Origin of the sequence: Pseudomonas sp. P7758, assembly GCF_013386485.1 — a bacterium.
GTDB lineage: Bacteria > Pseudomonadota > Gammaproteobacteria > Pseudomonadales > Pseudomonadaceae > Aquipseudomonas.
In genome coordinates this window covers 43,419-60,820 of the sequence record NZ_JACARS010000111.1, presented here as the reverse complement: position 1 = coordinate 60,820, position 17,402 = coordinate 43,419, and the positions used below count along the sequence as shown (strand labels likewise).

The following is a 17,402-nucleotide window of genomic DNA, read 5'->3' as shown; positions in this document are numbered from 1 at the left end:
TGTTACTGCTGGTGGCCCTGGTGGCCTACCTCGGCGTGCTGCTCTACCAGACCCGCCACTCCCGCCGCCCGCGCACCCGGGACACTGTGGTGCAGGCGCCGTGGCTGAGCAGCGTGCTGCTGATGCTCGGTGGACTGTTGATCCTCGTACTGGCCGGGCACCTGCTGCTGGGCGCGGCGGTGGACGTGGCCTCTGACCTGGGCCTGTCGGAACGCATCATCGGCCTGACGCTGATTGGCGTCGGCACTTCCCTGCCCTGCCTGGCCACCTCGCTGATCGCCGCCCTGCGCGGCCAGCGGGAAATTGCCGTGGGCAACGTGATCGGCAGCAACCTGTTCAACCTGCTTGGGGTGCTGGGCTTTACCGCCCTGGTGGCGCCCTCGCCGTTGTCGGTGTCGCCCAATGCCCTGGATTTCGACCTGCCGGTAATGCTCGGCGTGGTCGCCCTGTGCCTGCCGGTGTTTTATTCGGGCTACCGCGTCACCCGGGCCGAAGGCCTGGTGTTCCTGGGCCTGTACCTGGTGTACGGGCTGCACGTGGTGTCGTTCACCTTCGGCATGCCGCTGGCCAACAAGCTTGAACAACTGATGCTGTATTACGTCCTGCCAGCGCTGGTGGCTTTCCTGTTGTTCACCTCGCTGCAAGCCTGGCGCCGCCAACACAAGAGGGAATCGCAATGACCGAACAGAAAAAGCCCGGCGTTGAAATGCGCCGCCAGGTGATGGGTGATGTGTTTGTCGATCGGGCGCTGGGCAATGCCACGGAGTTCAGCCAGCCGCTGCAGGATTTCGTCAACGAGCATGCCTGGGGCAGCGTGTGGAATCGCGAAGGGTTGCCGCTGAAAACCCGCAGCCTGATCACCCTCGCCGCGTTGACCGCCCTCAAGTGCCCGCAGGAACTCAAGGGCCACGTGCGCGGCGCGCTGAACAACGGTTGCACCGTGGAGGAGATTCGCGAGGCGCTGCTGCATTGTGCGGTGTATGCCGGTGTGCCGGCGGCGATTGACGCCTTTCGCGCCGCTCAGGAAGTGATCGACAGCTACCAGAAAGACGCCTAGATCCAGCCACCCGCCTGCAACACGAAAATCCCGATATTCGTGGTCACCGCCGCCATCAGGGTGGTGATCACGATAATCGCGGCCGCCAGTTCATGATTGCCCTCCGCCGCCCGCGCCATGACAAAACTGGCCGCCGCCGTGGGCGCGCCGAAGTACAGGAACAGAATCCCCAGCTCCGGCCCACGGAACCCCAGCAGCCACGCCCCCAGGGTCGCGATCACCGGCAGCCAGACCATCTTCATCAGGCTGGCGCTCAGGGCCATGTCGCCGCTTTTGCGCAGCGCCGCCAACGACAACGTGCCACCGATACAGATCAACGCCAATGGCAACGTCATGTCCGCCAGGTACTGCCCGGAGGATTCCAGCCAGCCAGGCAAGCCAATCTGGAAGTACGCGAAGGGCGCCGCTGCGATCACGCTGATGATCAACGGGTTGGCCAGCACACTTTTGAAAATGCTCCACGGGTCGGACTTGATCACCGGGCTGTACACCGCCAGCACAATGGTCGACAGGGTGTTGTAGAACAGGATCACCAGCGCCGCGAGCACCGCGCCAAGGGAAATCCCGTAGTCGCCGTACATACTGGCGGCCAGGGCCAGGCCGATCACACCGTTGTTACCGCGAAACGCGCCTTGGGCATAGATGCCGCGATCTTCCCGCGGGCACCGAAAGATCGCCCAGCCCCAGGCCAGGGCGAAGCTCAGCAGCGTAGCGACGGCGAAGTAGATCAGCAGGCCCGGCTTGAGGGCTGAATGCAGGTCGGCATGGAGAATCCCGAGGAACAGCAACGCCGGCATGGTGACGTTGAACACCAGGGCCGAGGCGATGTGGATAAAGTTGTCGTTGATCCAGTTGATGCGCTTGAGCAGGACGCCCAGGAACAGCATGGCAAACACCGGCGCGGTGATGTTCAGGGTTTGTAGGAAGATAGCCAGCATGCCGGGGAGAACCTTGGGTGGGCGTCGGTAGGTGGCTAATGATAAGCCAGCATGGCCAGCTTCGTCTGGACTACCGCTTTCGCGAGCAAGCCCGCTCCCACATTTGACCGAGTTCTACCTTTGGAATGCAGTCAAATGTGGGAGCGGGCTTGCTCGCGAAGCAGGCGACTCGGTCTTAAGTAATCGGCGCGGGATTGAACAACGTAATGTCGTTATGCAGCTTGTGCTGCTCCGCCCATGTCTGCTTCTTGCCGCTGGCCACATCCAGGTAGAAGTGGAACAACTCCCAACCCAGCTCCTCAATCGTCGCCCGGCCGGTGGCGATCCGCCCGGCGTCGATATCAATCAGGTCAGGCCAACGCTGCGCCAGCTCCGTCCGGGTCGAGACCTTAACCACCGGCGCCATCGCCAGCCCATAGGGCGTGCCACGCCCGGTGGTGAACACATGCAAATTCATCCCCGCCGCCAACTGCAACGTGCCGCACACAAAATCACTCGCCGGCGTGGCGCAAAAGATCAGGCCCTTGCGATTGAACCGCTCGCCCGGGCCAAGCACGCCATTGATCGCACTACTGCCCGACTTGACGATGGAACCCAACGACTTCTCGACAATATTCGACAACCCACCCTTCTTGTTCCCCGGCGTAGTGTTGGCGCTGCGATCTGCCTCGCCCTTGGCCAGGTAGCGGTCGTACCAGTCCATTTCCCGCACCAGTTCCCGGGCCACGTCCTGGTTCTCGGCACGGGAAGTCAGCAGGTAGATCGCATCGCGCACTTCGGTCACTTCGGAAAACATCACCGTCGCGCCCGCCCGCAGCAGCAAATCCGAGGCATAACCCAGCGCCGGGTTCGCGGTAATCCCCGAGAACGCATCACTGCCGCCACACTGCATGCCGAGGATCAACTCCGACGCCGGTACGGTTTCCCGCCGGCGCAGGTCGAGTTTCTTCAGGCGGGTTTCGGCCAGTTCCATGATCTGTTCGATCATTTCGGTAAAGCCGTGGCTGGAGTCCTGCAACCGATACAGCCATGGCTCACTCAGGTCCACCGAGCTGTCGTTTTCATGCATCACCTGCCCGGCCTGCAACTTCTCGCAACCCAGGCTGATCACCAGGGCTTCACCGCCCAGGTTCGGATTGCGCGCCAGGTTACGCACGGTGCGGATCGGGATGTAGGCGTCGGTGGCCGTGATCGCCACGCCGCAGCCGTAGCTGTGGGTCAGCGCCACCACGTCATCGACGTTCGGGTACTTGGGCAGCAACTCGTCCTTGATGCGCTTCACCGCATGGTCCAGCACGCCCGTGACGCACTGCACCGTGGTGGTAATCCCGAGGATATTGCGCGTGCCCACGGTGCCGTCGGCATTGCGATAACCCTCGAAGGTAAAGCCTTCCAGCGGCGCCTGGGCCTCGGGCACTTCAGTGGACAGCGGCAAGCTGTCCAGCGGCGGCGCCGTGGGCATGCGCAGTTGATCTTCCTGCACCCAACTGCCGCGGGGAATCGGGCGCAGGGCATAACCGATGGTCTGGCCGTAGCGAATGATGCGGCCGCCTTCGGGGATGTCTTCCAGCGTCACCTTGTGGCTTTGGGGAATGAAATCCACCGTCACCAGGCCGTCGGGAAACTCGGTCCCCGCCGGTACGCCCTGGTCGTTGACCACAATCACCACGTTATCCAGCGCGTGCAAACGGATGGAGCGTGGCGAATCGGCATGTTCAATCAACTGCATGACGCGGGCCCCTTCAGGAATGCGCTTGGGAAAGTTTAGTCAGCTCGGGGCCTTTGGCCGGCGGCTCCTTGAGCACTACACGCTTGATCGGGCCAACGATTACCAGGTAGCTGAACACCGCCAGCAATGCGTTGGCACCGACAAACACCAGCGCCCACTTGAAGGAGCCTGTGGTGCTGATGATGTAGCCGATCACGATCGGGGTGCTGATGGAGGCCAGGTTGCCGAACATGTTGAACAAACCGCCACTCAAGCCAGCGATTTGTTTCGGCGAGGTGTCGGACACCACCGCCCAGCCCAGTGCGCCAACGCCTTTACCGAAGAAGGCCAGGGCCATGAAGCCCACCACCATCCATTCGATGTCCACGTAGTTGCACGCGACAATGCTGCTGGAAATCAGCAAGCCACCAATGATCGGCGCCTTGCGGGCGAAGGTCAGCGAATGGCCCTTGCGCAGCAGGTAGTCGGAAATCACCCCGCCCAACACGCCGCCGATAAAGCCGCAGATCGCCGGCAAGGACGCGATGAAGCCGGCCTTGAGAATCGTCATGCCGCGTTCTTGAACCAGGTACACCGGGAACCACGTCAGGAAGAAATAGGTGATGCCATTGATGCAGTACTGGCCCAGGTACACGCCGAGCATCATGCGGTTGGTCAGCAACTGACGGATGTAATCCCACTTCGGGCCGTCGGTTTTCTTGCCTCTGCCCTTGTCCTGGTCCATGTCGACCATGGCCCCGTTGGCAGCGATGTGCTGGAACTCGGCCTCGTTGATCATCGGGTGCTGGCGCGGGCTGTGGATAACTTTCAGCCAGATCAGCGAGAATACGATACCGATGCCGCCCATCACCACGAACACGTGCTGCCAGCCGAAGGTGTAGACGATCCAACCCATCAGCGGTGCGAACAACACGGTGGCGAAGTACTGCGCCGAGTTGAAGATCGCCGAGGCGGTGCCGCGTTCAGCCGTAGGAAACCATGCCGCCACGATGCGCGCATTTCCGGGGAAGGATGGCGCTTCAGCCAGGCCCACCAGGAAGCGCAACATGAACAGCGCAACGATGGCCGTGGAAACACCGAACTCACCGACATAGCCTTGCAGCACGGTGAACAGTGACCAGGTGAAGATACTCAGGGCGTAGACTTTTTTCGAACCGAAGCGGTCCAGCAGCCAGCCGCCGGGAATTTGCCCGGCCACGTAGGCCCAACCGAATGCGGAGAAGATATAGCCAAGGGTGACCGCGTCGATGCCGAGGTCTTTTTGCAGGCTGGAGCCGGCAATGGCGATGGTGGCCCGGTCGGCGTAGTTGATCGTGGTCACCAGGAACAGCATGAGCAGGATCAAATAGCGGACATGGGTCGGCTTGGTCGCTTGCATGAAGATGTACTCCCACTAATTATTTTTTTTGCGGGTAATCAAATTGTAAGCCTGTGGCGGGCACGGACCCGCCACAGGGTGCAGCCGTTACGAACCGATGTAGCTGGTTTTCACCACGGTGTAGAACTCTTGCGCATAGCGACCCTGCTCACGCGAACCGTAGGATGAACCCTTACGGCCGCCGAATGGAACGTGGTAATCCACACCGGCAGTCGGCAGATTGACCATCACCATCCCGGCCTGGGAATGACGCTTGAAGTGGTTGGCGTATTTCAGCGAGGTGGTGGCGATACCGGCCGAGAGGCCGAACTCGGTGTCGTTGGCCATCGCCAGCGCCGCCTCGTAATCCGCCACGCGCACCACGTTGGCCACCGGGCCGAAGATCTCTTCACGGCTGATGCGCATCGCGGCTTCGCTGTCGGCAAACAGCGTCGGCGCGAGGAAGTAGCCTTCGGTGTCGCAGGTCACCAGCTCACCGCCGCTGACCAGCCGGGCGCCTTCGCTCTGGCCGATGTCGATGTACTTCAAGTCCTGGTCCAGTTGGGCCTGGGAAACCACCGGGCCGATGTCGGTGCCGGTTTTCAGGGCGTGGCCGACCTTGATCGACTTCATCCGCTCGGCCATGGCCGCGACGAACTGGTCGTGAATCCCGGCGGTGACGATAAAGCGGCTGGACGCGGTGCAACGCTGGCCGGTGGAGTAGAACGCGCTCTGTACCGACAGCTCGACGGCTTGCTTGAGGTCGGCGTCGTCGAGAATGATCTGCGGGTTCTTGCCGCCCATTTCCAACTGCACCTTGGCCTGGCGCGACACGCAGCTGACGGCGATCTGACGACCCACGCCCACCGAGCCGGTGAAGCTGATGCCGTCGACTTTCGGGCTGTTGACCATGGCATCGCCGACCACACGGCCGCTGCCCATCACCAGGTTGAACACACCGGCAGGGAAGCCGGCGCGGGAGATGATTTCGGCCAGGGCCCAGGCGCAGCCCGGTACCAGTTCAGCCGGTTTGAGCACCACGCAGTTGCCGTAGGCCAGGGCCGGGGCGATCTTCCAGGCCGGGATGGCAATCGGGAAGTTCCACGGCGTGATCAGGCCAACCACGCCCAACGCCTCACGGGTCACTTCAACGTTGACGCCCGGACGCACCGACGGCAGGTAGTCGCCGGACAGGCGCAGGCATTCACCGGCGAAGAATTTGAAGATGTTACCGGCGCGGGTCACTTCGCCGATGGCTTCCGGCAGGGTCTTGCCCTCTTCCCGGGCCAGCAGGGTGCCGAGTTCTTCGCGACGGGCGAGGATTTCGGTGCCGACTTTATCCAGCGAATCATGACGCGCCTGGATCCCGGAAGTGGACCACGCCGGAAAAGCAGCGCGCGCAGCGTCGATGGCCGCGTGGACCTGGGCGAGGTCAGCCTTGGCGTATTCGCCAATGACATCAGACAACTCCGACGGATTGATGTTGGCCGAGTAGTCGGCGCCGGCAACCCACTGGCCACCGATGTAGTTTTCGAAACGCTTGGCTTGGGACACGAATTCTCTCCTGACGCAAAAAGCCGCTGATTACTCAGCGGCCTTGGTGATGGGTTATTGCGCGCCTTGCTTGTCGATCAACGCGGCCAGGGCTTCGTATTCTTCCGGCAGCAGATCGGTCAGCGGCGTACGCACGGGGCCTGCGTCGTAACCGACGATTTTCGCCCCGGCCTTGACGATGCTCACCGCGTAACCGGCCTTGCGGTTACGGATGTCGAGGTACGGCAGGAAGAAGTCGTCGATGATCTTGCCGACGGTGGCGTGATCTTCCCGGGCAATGGCGTGGTAGAAATCCATCGCGGTTTTTGGAATGAAGTTGAACACCGCCGAGGAGTAAACCGGCACGCCCAGGGCCTTGTAGGCAGCGGCGTAAACCTCTGCAGTCGGCAAGCCGCCCAGGTAGCTGAAACGGTCACCGAGGCGACGACGGATCGACACCATCAATTCAATGTCACCCAGGCCGTCCTTGTAACCGATCAGGTTCGGGCAGCGCTCGGCCAGGCGTTCCAGCAGCGGCGCGGTCAGGCGGCAGACGTTGCGGTTGTAGACCACTACACCGATCTTGACCGACTTGCACACCGCTTCAACGTGGGCGGCAACCCCGTCCTGGCTGGCTTCGGTCAGGTAGTGCGGCAGCAGCAACAGGCCTTTGGCGCCCAGACGCTCGGCTTCCTGGGCGTACTCGATGGCCTGGCGGGTGGCACCGCCGACACCGGCAAGAATCGGCACGCTGGTGGCGCAGGTATCAACGGCGGTTTTCACCACTTGCGAATATTCGCTGGCCGCCAGGGAGAAAAACTCACCGGTGCCGCCAGCGGCGAACAAGGCGGTAGCGCCATAAGGGGCCAGCCATTCCAGACGCTTGATGTAGCCCGCCTGGTGGAAATCACCCTGGGCATTGAAATCGGTCACCGGGAAAGACAGCAGACCGTGAGAGAGGATGGACTTCAGTTCTTGTGGATTCATTATTCGAACACCCTGGGCGAAGACTTTCTGTTGTGAGATTACGGATGGTTATCTTGATGTCGTACGTCATCGTACAACTATAAAAATATTCGTCAACTGCAATTCATCGCCGCCCTTCTCGATTGCTGCTTTCTTGACGTAGGAAGTTTTTCCTCTATTCTCTGAATAACTGTATATACGTACAGTTATTACGGAAGATTCCTACGACATAGCAAGGAGCTAACATGTCAGATCTTGAACTCGCCACACCTGTGAAAACCCCGCCAACCCTGCGTTTTGAAGGCGGCGAACACACCGCCATCGGCGACGACACCCTGTTGCGTTTCGTCAAGGACGCCCCGCCGATTCCCGCCCGGCAGGTCGAATTGCACCTGCCCAATGGCCTTGCGCTGAGCTACGGCCAGATCATCGCCCTGGGCGGTGATTTCTATGGCATCCCCGGACGCCCCATCAACGAAGGCACATCGCCCGCTGATCGTGTGCAGCGCTTTACCGATGCGTTCAACTCGCTGGCGGTATTGCCAGCATCACGGGAAGAAGCGGGCAAGATCCTCGCGGTGATGCAAAAGGAGATCAATGCGGTCAACCAGGCGATCAAGGATGGCAAGCAACCCCATGAAGCGTATGACGCGCTGGGTGACACCTTGTCCGAGGAATGGAACCGCATCACCGGCGGCGGCAGTGCTGTCTCGGCACTGATTCCACTGGGGCGCTACCTGAAACTGGCGGCAGACAATGCCGACCACTTTGGCGAATGGGCTTTGGCGGCCTATTTGGCGGGGCATACGGCAGCCTTGCAACAAGCCGTCGTGGCGCATCAGACCGGCACCGACCAGGCGCTGGAACTGGCCTATGCCATGAACAGCTTTGCTGATCACTTTTTGACCGATCTATTTTCCGCCGGGCACCTGCGGGTACCGCGCAAGCAACTGGCGGCGGTGGTGACACCGGGTGAACTGGGCTCGCTGATCAGCCGCTTCATGCACGATGAAGACAGTAAGTTCGGGCTCAATGTGCGCAACGCCCTGGGCGAGCAGTGGCATGCCTACGGTGATAAACGCTATTTCGACAGCAACGATGCGGCCAACCGCGCCATGGTCAAACGCGCCGTGCAGGCCTCGGCCGATGAGATCTTCGAAACGTTTATCAGCGGCATGGCGCCCTCCCCGGCCAACTTCAAGGCACCGCTGTATGTGCCGGACCTGAACGCCGCGCAGAACCCGGCGAACAACTTCTCACCGCTGTTCAAGGCTGAAGGCGACAAGGTGCTGCGACGCAAGGACGTCAACAACCTGAACGACAAGCAGTGGACCAATGACTGGTGGGGTTGGAGCACGTATCTGCTGCTCAAGGACTACAAGCCGAATCAGCCGGCCTGAAAGACGTGAGTTAAGCCTCGCCACAATGAGCTTTCAAGCCACACGCTTACGTCCAGCCTGGAATCAACCGCGCTGCGCTTCCGCCTCTTCATGGGCATGGCGCAGCCGCTCACGGCTGTTGGTCAGGTGCAACCGCATGGCCGCCCGCGCCGCATCCGAGTCCTGGCGCGCGATCGCCTCGTAGATCTCTTCGTGTTCGCGGCTCAGGCGGCTCATGTAGTGCTGCTGGTCATCATGGGCCAGGCGTGCCGAGTTCAGCCGCGTGCGTGGAATGATGCTGGTGCCCAGGTGGGTCATGATGTCGGTGAAGTAGCGGTTGCCGGTGGACAGGGCAATCTGCAGGTGGAACTGGAAGTCCGACGCCACCGCATCACCGGCGTGGGCCGCACTTTCGTTAAGGGCATCGAGGGCAGCACGCATGCCGGCCAATTGCTCGTCGCTACGACGCTGGGCGGCGAGCCCGGCAGACTCCACTTCCAGACTGATCCGCAGTTCAAGGATGGCCAGCACATCACGCAGGGTGACGACAGTTGCCGGATCAATCCGGAAACCGCTGGGGCTTGGCGTATCCAGCACAAAGGTACCGATGCCATGGCGGGTTTCTACCTGCCCGGCGGCCTGCAATCGCGAGATGGCTTCACGCACCACGGTGCGGCTGACCCCATGGGCGTCCATGATCGCCGACTCGGTGGGCAGTTTGTCGCCACGTTTGAGTTGGCCGTCGCGGATCTGCTCGGACAACACCGTGACCAATTCCTGGGCAAGGCTGCGGCGCTTGCGGGGAAGACGAGGGGCGGCGCTGGAGTTTTCCATGATGAATCATCTATCTCGGCGATCTGAAGCACGCATGATAGCCCATGGCGGTTGTACGATCACCGTCCTGTCATGACTTTCATCTATAACCGCCGGGGTTTTCGTCAGGCAAAAAAATGCCCCGGCATCGCCGAGGCATTTTCAACGCTGGCCCGAGGGCCCGCGCCTTGTTACTTCACCACTTTCAGACTCGGCCGACCGCTTGGACGCGGCGGCTCGGAATCCGGCGGCGGCACATCATCTTCGCCTTCGAGCTCGATCGCTTCGTCATCCTCAAGGGAAGACTCCAGATCAAACACCATGCCCTGGCCATTTTCCCGGGCGTAGATCCCGAGGATGGCACCGATGGGCACGAACAGCGTATGCGGCACACCGCCGAAACGCCCTTCAAAGCTGACCGCTTCATTGTCCATGTGCAGGTGTCGCACGGCACTGGGTGAAACGTTCAGGACGATTTGTCCGTCACTGGCAAAACCTTGCGGTACCTGAACCGCGGGAAACTCGGAATTGACCAGCATGTGCGGGGTGCAATCGTTGTCCACTATCCACTCATAGAGCGCGCGGACCAGGTAAGGTCGACTGGAGTTCATCAACGGCTCCTTAAGCCTTAGCGCATATCGCGTTCGACACCAGACAGACTCGCCTGGAAAGCCTCACGCGCAAACTGGCGCTCCATGTAGTCAAGCAGCGGCTTGGCAGGCCGCGGCAGTTCTATGCCCAAAATCGGCAAGCGCCAGAGTATGGGTAATAGGCAGCAATCCACCAGACTTTGTTCCTCGCTGAGGAAAAAAGGTTTGTCGGCAAACAACGGCGAAACACCGGTCAGGCTCTCGCGCAATTCCTTGCGCGCCTGAACCCGGGCCGCTTCCTTGCTGCGTGAATCCAGAATCAGGTCCACCAGGCCACACCAGTCACGCTGGATCCGATGGATCAGCAGGCGGCTGTTGGCACGCGCCACCGGATACACCGGCAGCAACGGTGGATGGGGATAACGCTCATCCAGGTATTCCATCACCACGGTTGACTCCCACAACGCCAGGTCACGATCGACCAGGGTGGGCAAGCTGCCGTAAGGGTTCACTTCGATCAGTTTCGGCGGGTGACGTCCCACCTCCACACTGATGATCTCTGCGCTGACACCCTTCTCTGCGAGCACGATGCGTACTCGGTGGGAATAGTGGTCGGCGGGGTCGGAGTAACAGGCCAACCGATTGGTCACGCCCATGGCGGTCCTCCTCGCTTGTTGAAATTATCGGAAGCTCAAAAACGAGCGCGCCCAGTGAGCATCTCCGTGATGCCTGGATAAACCAGACTTACCTTCAGAGATGCCGCTGGGCGCGCAAGATTAACAGCAATTACTTACGGTTGGATCAATGCACATCCTTCCAGTATTCGCGTTTCAGCAGATAGGCGAACACGAAGAAGAAGGCCAGGTACAGCAACACATAGGTACCAATGCGCTGATGCTGCAGCTTCACTGGGTTGGCCGAGTAGGCCAGGAAGGTCACCAGATTCTTGACCTTCTCGTCGAACTGCTCTTCGTTCAGCGTGCCGGTCTTCGGCACTATGGTCAGCTGATCGCACGCTTCATGAGTCAAAGGCGTACCGGTGAGCGGATCATACTGCTTCTTGCCGTCTTCGACGATTTGTACTTGCTTGCATCCTACCACTTGGCGACCTTGCAGGCCGACCAGAACGTTAGGCATACCGACGTTCGGGAACACTTTGTTGTTCACGCCGTAGGGACGCGTCGGGTCTTCATAGAAGGATTTCAGGTAGCCATAGAGCCAATCGGTGCCACGCACACGGGCCACCAGGGTCAGGTCGGGCGGTGCAGCCCCGAACCAGGTCTTGGCGTCGGCCGGTTGCATGCCGATGGTCATGTGGTCGCCGATCTTCGCCCCGGTGAACACCGAGTGGCTCAGCATCACGTCATGGGGAATGCCCAGGTCGTCGGCCACTCGCTCGTAACGCTGGAACTTGGCGCTGTGGCAGCCCATGCAGTAGTTGGTGAACGTACGCAGCCCGTCCTGCATTGCGGCTTTGTCCGACACGTCGATGTCGACTTTTTCCAGCTCTGGGCCGTGTTCAGCGGCGAAAGACAGCAGCGGCAGGGCCGCAAGAATGAATGCAACGAATAATTTTTTCATCAGCCAGTCACCCTTTCCGGTACCGGTTTGGTCTTCTCGAGCCGGGTGTAGAACGGCATCAGAATGAAGTAGGCGAAGTACAGGAAGGTGCAGACCTGCGACAGCAACGTACGCTCCGGGGTCGGCGCCAGTACGCCCAGTACACCCAGGATCACGAACGCAATGCAGAACACCCACAGCCAGATCTTGCTCAGCCAGCCCTTGTAGCGCATGGACTTGACCGGGCTACGGTCGAGCCACGGCAGCACGAACAGCACCGCAATCGCTGCGCCCATGGCGATAACGCCCATGAGTTTGTCGGGAATCGCCCGCAAGATCGCGTAGAACGGAGTGAAGTACCAGACCGGGGCAATGTGTTCCGGGGTCTTGAAGGCGTTCGCCTGTTCGAAGTTCGGTTTCTCGAGGAAATAACCGCCCATCTCCGGGAAAAAGAACACGATCGAGCAGAAGATGAACAGGAACACCACCACACCGACGATATCTTTCACGGTGTAGTACGGGTGGAACGGAATGCCGTCCAGTGGTACGCCGTTTTCGTCCTTGTGCTTCTTGATATCCACGCCGTCGGGGTTGTTCGAACCCACTTCGTGCAACGCCAGGATGTGCAGCACTACGAGGCCCAGGATCACGATCGGCAAGGCCACCACGTGCAAGGCGAAGAAGCGGTTCAGGGTGATCCCGGAGATCAGGTAGTCACCGCGAATCCACTGGGTCAGGTCGTTGCCGATGACCGGGATCGCACCGAACAGCGAGATGATCACCTGGGCGCCCCAATAGGACATCTGGCCCCACGGCAGCAGGTAGCCCATGAAGGCCTCGGCCATCAGCGCCAGGTAGATCAGCATGCCGAACACCCACACCAGCTCGCGAGGCTTCTGGTACGAGCCGTAGAGCAGGCCACGGAACATGTGCATGTAGACGACGATGAAGAACGCCGAGGCGCCGGTGGAGTGCAGCAGACGCAGGATCGAGCCGTACTCGACGTCGCGCATGATGTATTCGACGGAGGCGAAGGCTTCTTCGGCCGACGGGGTGTAGCTCATCGTCAGCCAGACACCGGTAACGATCTGATTGACCAGTACCAGAAGTGCCAGGGAGCCAAAGAAATAGAAGAAGTTGAAGTTCTTCGGTGCGTAGTACTTGCTGAGGTGGTCTTCCCACATCTTGGTCGCGGGGAAGCGCGCATCCACCCAATCCATGAACTTGCTCATCAGGCTTTCTCCCCCTCGTCGACGCCAATGACAATGACACTGTCAGTCTCGTAGTGATGTGGCGGAACTGGCAGGTTCAGTGGTGCAGGTTGTGACTTGTAGACGCGGCCAGCGAGGTCGTAGTGAGAACCGTGGCACGGGCAGAAATAGCCCCCGACCCAGTCCTTGCCCAGGTCCGCGGGCGCCACTTCCGGGCGGAAGGTGGGAGAGCAACCCAAGTGGGTGCAGATACCGATCAGCAGCAGAATTTCCGGCTTGATCGAGCGAATTTCCTTATCGACGTAAGCGGGTTGGTCGGAATTCTTCGAGTCGGGGTCGGACAGCTGGCCCTCGATCTTCTTCAGATTTCCCAGGATTTCCTCGGTACGACGAACGATGAACACTGGCTGACCGCGCCATTCAGCAATCATTTGCTGGCCTGGATCGATCTTGCTGACATTCACCTTCACCGGTGCACCTGCGGCTTTCGCCTTGGCACTGGGAAACCATGACCCCACGAACGGGACCGCAGCCCCCACCGCTCCTGCAGCACCCACCACGGATGTGGCTGCTACCAAGAAGCGACGCCGGCCTGCATTCACGCCGTCATTGCTCATTCAGTCCTCTCCCATCAGCTTTGTGGCCTGTTAAATCAGGCGTCTACTAAGTGTTAAATCTGAACTTATAAAAATTTTGCCGAATGGTAATGAAAAGCCCCACGTCTGACAAGGTAATTACCCCCGGCACTGGCTCCAAGCCTTTGAGTATAGGGGCTCTACGGATGTGGCAAGTTGTCACACAGATTTTTTTACATAAATAGCAGGCAATAAAAAACGCCCAGCTCCGTGAGGAGGCTGGGCGTTTTCTGGAACGTAAAAGCGAATTAACGCTTCGAGTACTGCGGACGCTTACGCGCTTTACGCAGACCAACTTTCTTACGTTCAACTTCACGAGCATCGCGAGTCACGAAGCCAGCTTTGCGCAGAGCGCCACGCAGGGTTTCGTCGTACTGCATCAGAGCGCGAGTGATACCGTGGCGGATTGCGCCAGCTTGACCACTTACACCGCCACCGATAACGGTGACGTAGATGTCGAACTTTTCAACGGTCTCGGTCAATTCCAGCGGCTGACGAACTACCATGCGGGCAGTTTCGCGACCGAAGAAATTTTCCAGAGTGCGGTTGTTGATCGAGATGTTACCAGTACCCGGACGCAGGAAAACGCGAGCGGTAGCGGTTTTGCGACGGCCAGTGCCGTAATTTTGAGTCGCCGACATAATGAACTATTCCGTTAAAACTTCAGTTCTTGGGGCTGCTGAGCAGCATGAGGGTGAGCAGCGCCCGCATAGACTTTCAGCTTGCGATACATGTCGCGACCCAGTGGGCCCTTCGGCAGCATACCTTTGACCGCGATTTCAATCGGGGCTTCAGGCTTTTTGGAGATCAGGCCTTCGAAGTTCGAAGACTTGATACCGCCTGGGAAACCGGAGTGACGGTAGTACATTTTGTCTTGCGCTTTGTTGCCGGTAACACGTACCTGCTCGGCGTTGATGATGACAATGTAGTCACCGGTATCAACGTGAGGGGTGTACTCAGGCTTGTGCTTGCCACGCAGACGGCTGGCGACTTCAGTGGCCAGACGACCCAGGGTCTGACCAGCGGCGTCGACGACAAACCAGTCGCGCTGAACTGTTTCTGGTTTTGCAGTAAAAGTTGTCATTCTTTAATAGCCTCAGGGGCCGCCCTGTAAATTAGACGGCGGATCTTACTGAATAGTGCGTACTTTGACAAGTCAAAGGCAGCCGGATACAGACGCTATCGGGGGCTCGGGTCGGCGCGTCCGTTCAACGGCAAGATTCTTCGGCAGGCGGCGCATCACTTCCACTGCAGAAAGAGGTGGGCAATTATGCAGATTGCCAAAAAAATTTCAACCTGCTTTTATGATTGTTTTCCCCGAAGGAGTACCCGATGGACTATCGACAGCTGGGCCGAACCGATCTGAACGTGAGCGCGATAGCCTTGGGCACCATGACCTGGGGCGAGCAGAACATCGAGGCAGAGGCCTTCGCACAGATCGAACGGGCCAAGGCCGCGGGGATCAACTTCCTCGACACCGCGGAAATGTACCCGGTGCCGCCCAAGGCCGACACCTACGCCACCACCGAGCGCTACATCGGTAATTACTTCAAAAGCCGCGGCGACCGTGCCGACTGGATCCTCGCCAGCAAGATCGCCGGCCCCGGCAACACCATCGACTACATCCGCGATGGCAGCCTCAAGCACAACCGCAAGCACATCGCCGAAGCCCTGGACGCGAGCCTCAAGCGCCTGCAAACCGACTGGATCGACCTCTACCAGCTGCACTGGCCGGAACGCAGCACCAACTTTTTCGGCCAACTGGGCTACAAGCACAAGGCCGAAGAAGACCTGACGCCGCTGGAAGAAACCCTCGAAGCCCTGGATGAGCAGGTCAAGGCCGGCAAGATCCGCCACATCGGCCTGTCCAACGAAACCCCGTGGGGCACCATGAAGTTCCTGGCCCTGGCCGAAGCCCGTGGCTGGACCCGCGCGGTGTCGATCCAGAATCCCTACAACCTGCTCAACCGCAGCTTTGAAGTGGGCCTGGCGGAGATCGCCATCCGTGAACAGTGCGGTTTGCTGGCGTATTCACCGCTGGCGTTCGGCATGCTCAGCGGCAAGTACGAAGGTGGCGCACGCCCGGCCAAGGGCCGCCTGAGTCTCTATAGCCGCTTCTGCCGCTACTTCAATGCGCAATCGGAGGCTGCATGCAGCCGTTACGTGGCACTGGCCCGTGAGCACGGCCTGGACCCGGCGCAGATGGCATTGGCGTTTGTGACCCAACAACCGTTCGTGACCAGCAACATCATTGGCGCCACGACCCTGGAGCAGCTGGACAGCAACATCGCCAGTGCCGACCTGAAACTGTCGGATGAGGTGCTGGCAGGGATTGAGGCGATTCAGAAGGATCATCCGAATCCTGCGCCTTGATTGATCTCTAGACCGCCTTCGCGAGCAAGCCCGCTCCCACATTCCACCGAGTTCCACCTTTGGAATGCAGTCGAATGTGGGAGCGGGCTTGCTCGCGAAGAGGCCCTCAAAAACACCAAGAATTCAAAGCGCCCGCGCAATAATCTCCTTCATGATCTCATTCGTCCCCGCATAAATCCGCTGCACCCGCGCATCTGCCCACGCCCGCGCAATCGGGTATTCCCACATAAACCCATACCCGCCGTGCAGTTGCACACACTCATCCAGCACCTTGCACTGCAGGTCCGTGGCCCAGTATTTGGCCATCGCTGCCGTGGGCACATCGAGCTTGCCTTCCAGGTGCAACTCCATGCACTTGTCGACAAACACCCGGCCGATCTGGGTTTCAGTGGCAATCTCCGCCAGTTTGAATCGGGTGTTCTGGAAGTCGATGATCGCCTTGCCGAACGCCTTGCGGTCCCGGGTGTATTCCAGCGTCCATTGCAACGCCGCCTCAGCTGACGACAGCGCACCAATCGCCACCGTCAAACGCTCCTGCGGCAACTCCTGCATCAGGTAGGCAAAGCCCATCCCCGCCTGGCCCAGCAGATTCTCCTTGGGCACCCGCACATCCTGGAAGAACAGCTCCGATGTATCCTGGGCCTTCATCCCGACCTTCTCCAGGCGCTTGCCCTTGTCGAAGCCCGGCGTGTTGGCCTCCACCAGAAACAGACTGGTGCCCTTGGCGCCGGCCTTGGGATCGGTCTTGGCCACGACGATCACCAGATCAGCCAGGAAGCCATTGGTGATGAACGTCTTGGAGCCGTTGATCACGTATTCATCGCCATCCAGCACCGCCGTAGTCTTGACCCCTTGCAGGTCGGACCCGGCCCCCGGCTCGGTCATGGCAATCGCCGTGACCATTTCCCCGGAGATCAGCTTGGGCAGGTACTTGTGCTTCAGCGCCTCACTGCCGTAATGCAGGATGTAGGGCGCAACAATGTCCGAATGCAGGGAGAAACCAATCCCGGTCAATCCCAGGCGACTGATCTCCTCGATCACCACCGCGCTGTAGAGAAAGTCCGCCCCGAGGCCGCCGTACTCTTCCGGCAAATGCGAGCAGAGCATCCCCGCCTCCCCCGCCTTGTTCCACAGGTTGCGGTCGATGTAGCCCTGCTTTTCCCATTGTCCGTGGAACGGCGCCGCGTCTTTTTCGAGGAAGGTGCGCACGCTCTGGCGGAAGAGTTCGTGCTCCGAGCTGAACAAGGTTCTGGGAATCATG

The 17,402-nt window shown here is 59.9% G+C and carries 18 protein-coding genes; 4 read left to right on the top strand and 14 right to left on the bottom strand.

Going from position 1 to position 17,402, the window contains the following annotated elements; translation table 11 throughout:
• Both HX873_RS23215 and HX873_RS23210 read left to right on the top strand, forming a co-directional pair.
• Positions 1 to 680 (top strand): sodium:calcium antiporter (locus tag HX873_RS23215; protein WP_177123257.1); only part of this gene is annotated, 680 nt, incomplete at its 5' end.
• Positions 677 to 1,057, top strand: a complete 381-nt coding sequence (locus tag HX873_RS23210) for a carboxymuconolactone decarboxylase family protein (protein ID WP_003216068.1) — start codon at positions 677 to 679, stop codon at positions 1,055 to 1,057. The genes HX873_RS23215 and HX873_RS23210, both read left to right, overlap by 4 nt.
• Here the strand turns inward: HX873_RS23210 and HX873_RS23205 are convergent.
• The 5 genes from HX873_RS23205 to kdgD form a co-directional block, all read right to left on the bottom strand.
• A complete protein-coding gene (locus tag HX873_RS23205; RefSeq protein ID WP_003216066.1) occupies positions 1,054 to 1,995 on the bottom strand; it encodes an AEC family transporter in 942 nt (313 codons plus the stop codon). The genes HX873_RS23210 and HX873_RS23205 overlap by 4 nt on opposite strands.
• A gap of 175 nt (positions 1,996 to 2,170) precedes the next feature.
• Positions 2,171 to 3,724: a galactarate dehydratase gene (garD, locus tag HX873_RS23200; RefSeq protein ID WP_088422717.1), complete on the bottom strand. Its 1,554-nt coding sequence runs from the start codon at positions 3,722 to 3,724 to the stop codon at positions 2,171 to 2,173.
• A gap of 13 nt (positions 3,725 to 3,737) precedes the next feature.
• Positions 3,738 to 5,102 carry an MFS transporter gene (locus HX873_RS23195; RefSeq protein WP_167662905.1) on the bottom strand — a complete coding sequence of 455 codons (1,365 nt, stop codon included), beginning with the start codon at positions 5,100 to 5,102 and terminating at the stop codon, positions 3,738 to 3,740.
• 87 nt (positions 5,103 to 5,189) lie between these two features.
• Positions 5,190 to 6,635: an aldehyde dehydrogenase family protein gene (locus tag HX873_RS23190; protein ID WP_003216060.1), complete on the bottom strand. Its 1,446-nt coding sequence runs from the start codon at positions 6,633 to 6,635 to the stop codon at positions 5,190 to 5,192.
• Between the two features lie 54 nt (positions 6,636 to 6,689).
• Positions 6,690 to 7,601, bottom strand: coding sequence for a 5-dehydro-4-deoxyglucarate dehydratase (gene kdgD, locus HX873_RS23185; protein ID WP_003216058.1), 912 nt, complete (start codon positions 7,599 to 7,601; stop codon positions 6,690 to 6,692).
• A gap of 224 nt (positions 7,602 to 7,825) precedes the next feature.
• Between kdgD and HX873_RS23180 the strand changes: the two genes are divergently transcribed.
• The gene (locus HX873_RS23180; RefSeq protein WP_003216055.1) at positions 7,826 to 8,980 is read left to right on the top strand and encodes a hypothetical protein; all 1,155 of its coding nucleotides are present in this window, start codon (positions 7,826 to 7,828) and stop codon (positions 8,978 to 8,980) included.
• 63 nt (positions 8,981 to 9,043) lie between these two features.
• Here HX873_RS23180 and HX873_RS23175 read toward each other — a convergent pair whose 3' ends face one another.
• From HX873_RS23175 to rplM, 8 genes are all read right to left on the bottom strand, one after another.
• Positions 9,044 to 9,793, bottom strand: a complete 750-nt coding sequence (locus tag HX873_RS23175) for a FadR/GntR family transcriptional regulator (RefSeq protein ID WP_008437251.1) — start codon at positions 9,791 to 9,793, stop codon at positions 9,044 to 9,046.
• 170 nt (positions 9,794 to 9,963) lie between these two features.
• The gene (locus HX873_RS23170; protein ID WP_003216051.1) at positions 9,964 to 10,383 is read right to left on the bottom strand and encodes a ClpXP protease specificity-enhancing factor; all 420 of its coding nucleotides are present in this window, start codon (positions 10,381 to 10,383) and stop codon (positions 9,964 to 9,966) included.
• Positions 10,384 to 10,400: 17 nt separating this feature from the next.
• Positions 10,401 to 11,018 carry a glutathione S-transferase N-terminal domain-containing protein gene (locus HX873_RS23165; protein WP_003216049.1) on the bottom strand — a complete coding sequence of 206 codons (618 nt, stop codon included), beginning with the start codon at positions 11,016 to 11,018 and terminating at the stop codon, positions 10,401 to 10,403.
• A gap of 145 nt (positions 11,019 to 11,163) precedes the next feature.
• The gene (locus HX873_RS23160; protein ID WP_003216044.1) at positions 11,164 to 11,943 is read right to left on the bottom strand and encodes a cytochrome c1; all 780 of its coding nucleotides are present in this window, start codon (positions 11,941 to 11,943) and stop codon (positions 11,164 to 11,166) included.
• Positions 11,943 to 13,154 (bottom strand): cytochrome bc complex cytochrome b subunit, encoded by a 1,212-nt coding sequence (locus HX873_RS23155; RefSeq protein WP_003216042.1) that lies wholly within the window; start codon positions 13,152 to 13,154, stop codon positions 11,943 to 11,945. The genes HX873_RS23160 and HX873_RS23155 overlap by 1 nt, the downstream gene beginning before the upstream one ends.
• Positions 13,154 to 13,750: a ubiquinol-cytochrome c reductase iron-sulfur subunit gene (gene petA, locus HX873_RS23150; protein ID WP_003216040.1), complete on the bottom strand. Its 597-nt coding sequence runs from the start codon at positions 13,748 to 13,750 to the stop codon at positions 13,154 to 13,156. Before petA ends, HX873_RS23155 begins: the two co-directional genes overlap by 1 nt.
• Positions 13,751 to 14,016: 266 nt before the next feature.
• Positions 14,017 to 14,409 carry a 30S ribosomal protein S9 gene (rpsI, locus tag HX873_RS23145; RefSeq protein ID WP_003216038.1) on the bottom strand — a complete coding sequence of 131 codons (393 nt, stop codon included), beginning with the start codon at positions 14,407 to 14,409 and terminating at the stop codon, positions 14,017 to 14,019.
• A 14-nt stretch (positions 14,410 to 14,423) separates the two neighbouring features.
• Positions 14,424 to 14,852, bottom strand: a complete 429-nt coding sequence (rplM, locus tag HX873_RS23140; protein ID WP_003216032.1) for a 50S ribosomal protein L13 — start codon at positions 14,850 to 14,852, stop codon at positions 14,424 to 14,426.
• A gap of 248 nt (positions 14,853 to 15,100) precedes the next feature.
• On the opposite strand from rplM, the gene HX873_RS23135 reads away from it, so the two are divergent.
• The gene (locus tag HX873_RS23135) at positions 15,101 to 16,141 is read left to right on the top strand and encodes an NADP(H)-dependent aldo-keto reductase (RefSeq protein ID WP_177123256.1); all 1,041 of its coding nucleotides are present in this window, start codon (positions 15,101 to 15,103) and stop codon (positions 16,139 to 16,141) included.
• Positions 16,142 to 16,264: 123 nt separating this feature from the next.
• Here HX873_RS23135 and HX873_RS23130 read toward each other — a convergent pair whose 3' ends face one another.
• On the bottom strand, positions 16,265 to 17,401 hold the full coding sequence (locus tag HX873_RS23130; RefSeq protein WP_003216028.1) for an acyl-CoA dehydrogenase family protein: 1,137 nt from the start codon (positions 17,399 to 17,401) through the stop codon (positions 16,265 to 16,267).
• Between the last annotated feature and the right edge of the window lies 1 nt (position 17,402).

Coding starts and splice junctions, on each gene's coding strand:
- HX873_RS23130 (WP_003216028.1), bottom strand. CDS start 17,401: ATGATTCCCAGAACCTTGTTCAGCTCGGAGCACGAACTCTTCCGCCAG.
- HX873_RS23175 (WP_008437251.1), bottom strand. CDS start 9,793: ATGGAAAACTCCAGCGCCGCCCCTCGTCTTCCCCGCAAGCGCCGCAGC.
- petA (WP_003216040.1), bottom strand. CDS start 13,750: ATGAGCAATGACGGCGTGAATGCAGGCCGGCGTCGCTTCTTGGTAGCA.
- garD (WP_088422717.1), bottom strand. CDS start 3,724: ATGCAGTTGATTGAACATGCCGATTCGCCACGCTCCATCCGTTTGCAC.
- HX873_RS23195 (WP_167662905.1), bottom strand. CDS start 5,102: ATGCAAGCGACCAAGCCGACCCATGTCCGCTATTTGATCCTGCTCATG.
- HX873_RS23165 (WP_003216049.1), bottom strand. CDS start 11,018: ATGGGCGTGACCAATCGGTTGGCCTGTTACTCCGACCCCGCCGACCAC.
- kdgD (WP_003216058.1), bottom strand. CDS start 7,601: ATGAATCCACAAGAACTGAAGTCCATCCTCTCTCACGGTCTGCTGTCT.
- HX873_RS23160 (WP_003216044.1), bottom strand. CDS start 11,943: ATGAAAAAATTATTCGTTGCATTCATTCTTGCGGCCCTGCCGCTGCTG.
- HX873_RS23135 (WP_177123256.1), top strand. CDS start 15,101: ATGGACTATCGACAGCTGGGCCGAACCGATCTGAACGTGAGCGCGATA.
- rpsI (WP_003216038.1), bottom strand. CDS start 14,409: ATGTCGGCGACTCAAAATTACGGCACTGGCCGTCGCAAAACCGCTACC.
- rplM (WP_003216032.1), bottom strand. CDS start 14,852: ATGACAACTTTTACTGCAAAACCAGAAACAGTTCAGCGCGACTGGTTT.
- HX873_RS23180 (WP_003216055.1), top strand. CDS start 7,826: ATGTCAGATCTTGAACTCGCCACACCTGTGAAAACCCCGCCAACCCTG.
- HX873_RS23170 (WP_003216051.1), bottom strand. CDS start 10,383: ATGAACTCCAGTCGACCTTACCTGGTCCGCGCGCTCTATGAGTGGATA.
- HX873_RS23155 (WP_003216042.1), bottom strand. CDS start 13,154: ATGAGCAAGTTCATGGATTGGGTGGATGCGCGCTTCCCCGCGACCAAG.
- HX873_RS23210 (WP_003216068.1), top strand. CDS start 677: ATGACCGAACAGAAAAAGCCCGGCGTTGAAATGCGCCGCCAGGTGATG.
- HX873_RS23205 (WP_003216066.1), bottom strand. CDS start 1,995: ATGCTGGCTATCTTCCTACAAACCCTGAACATCACCGCGCCGGTGTTT.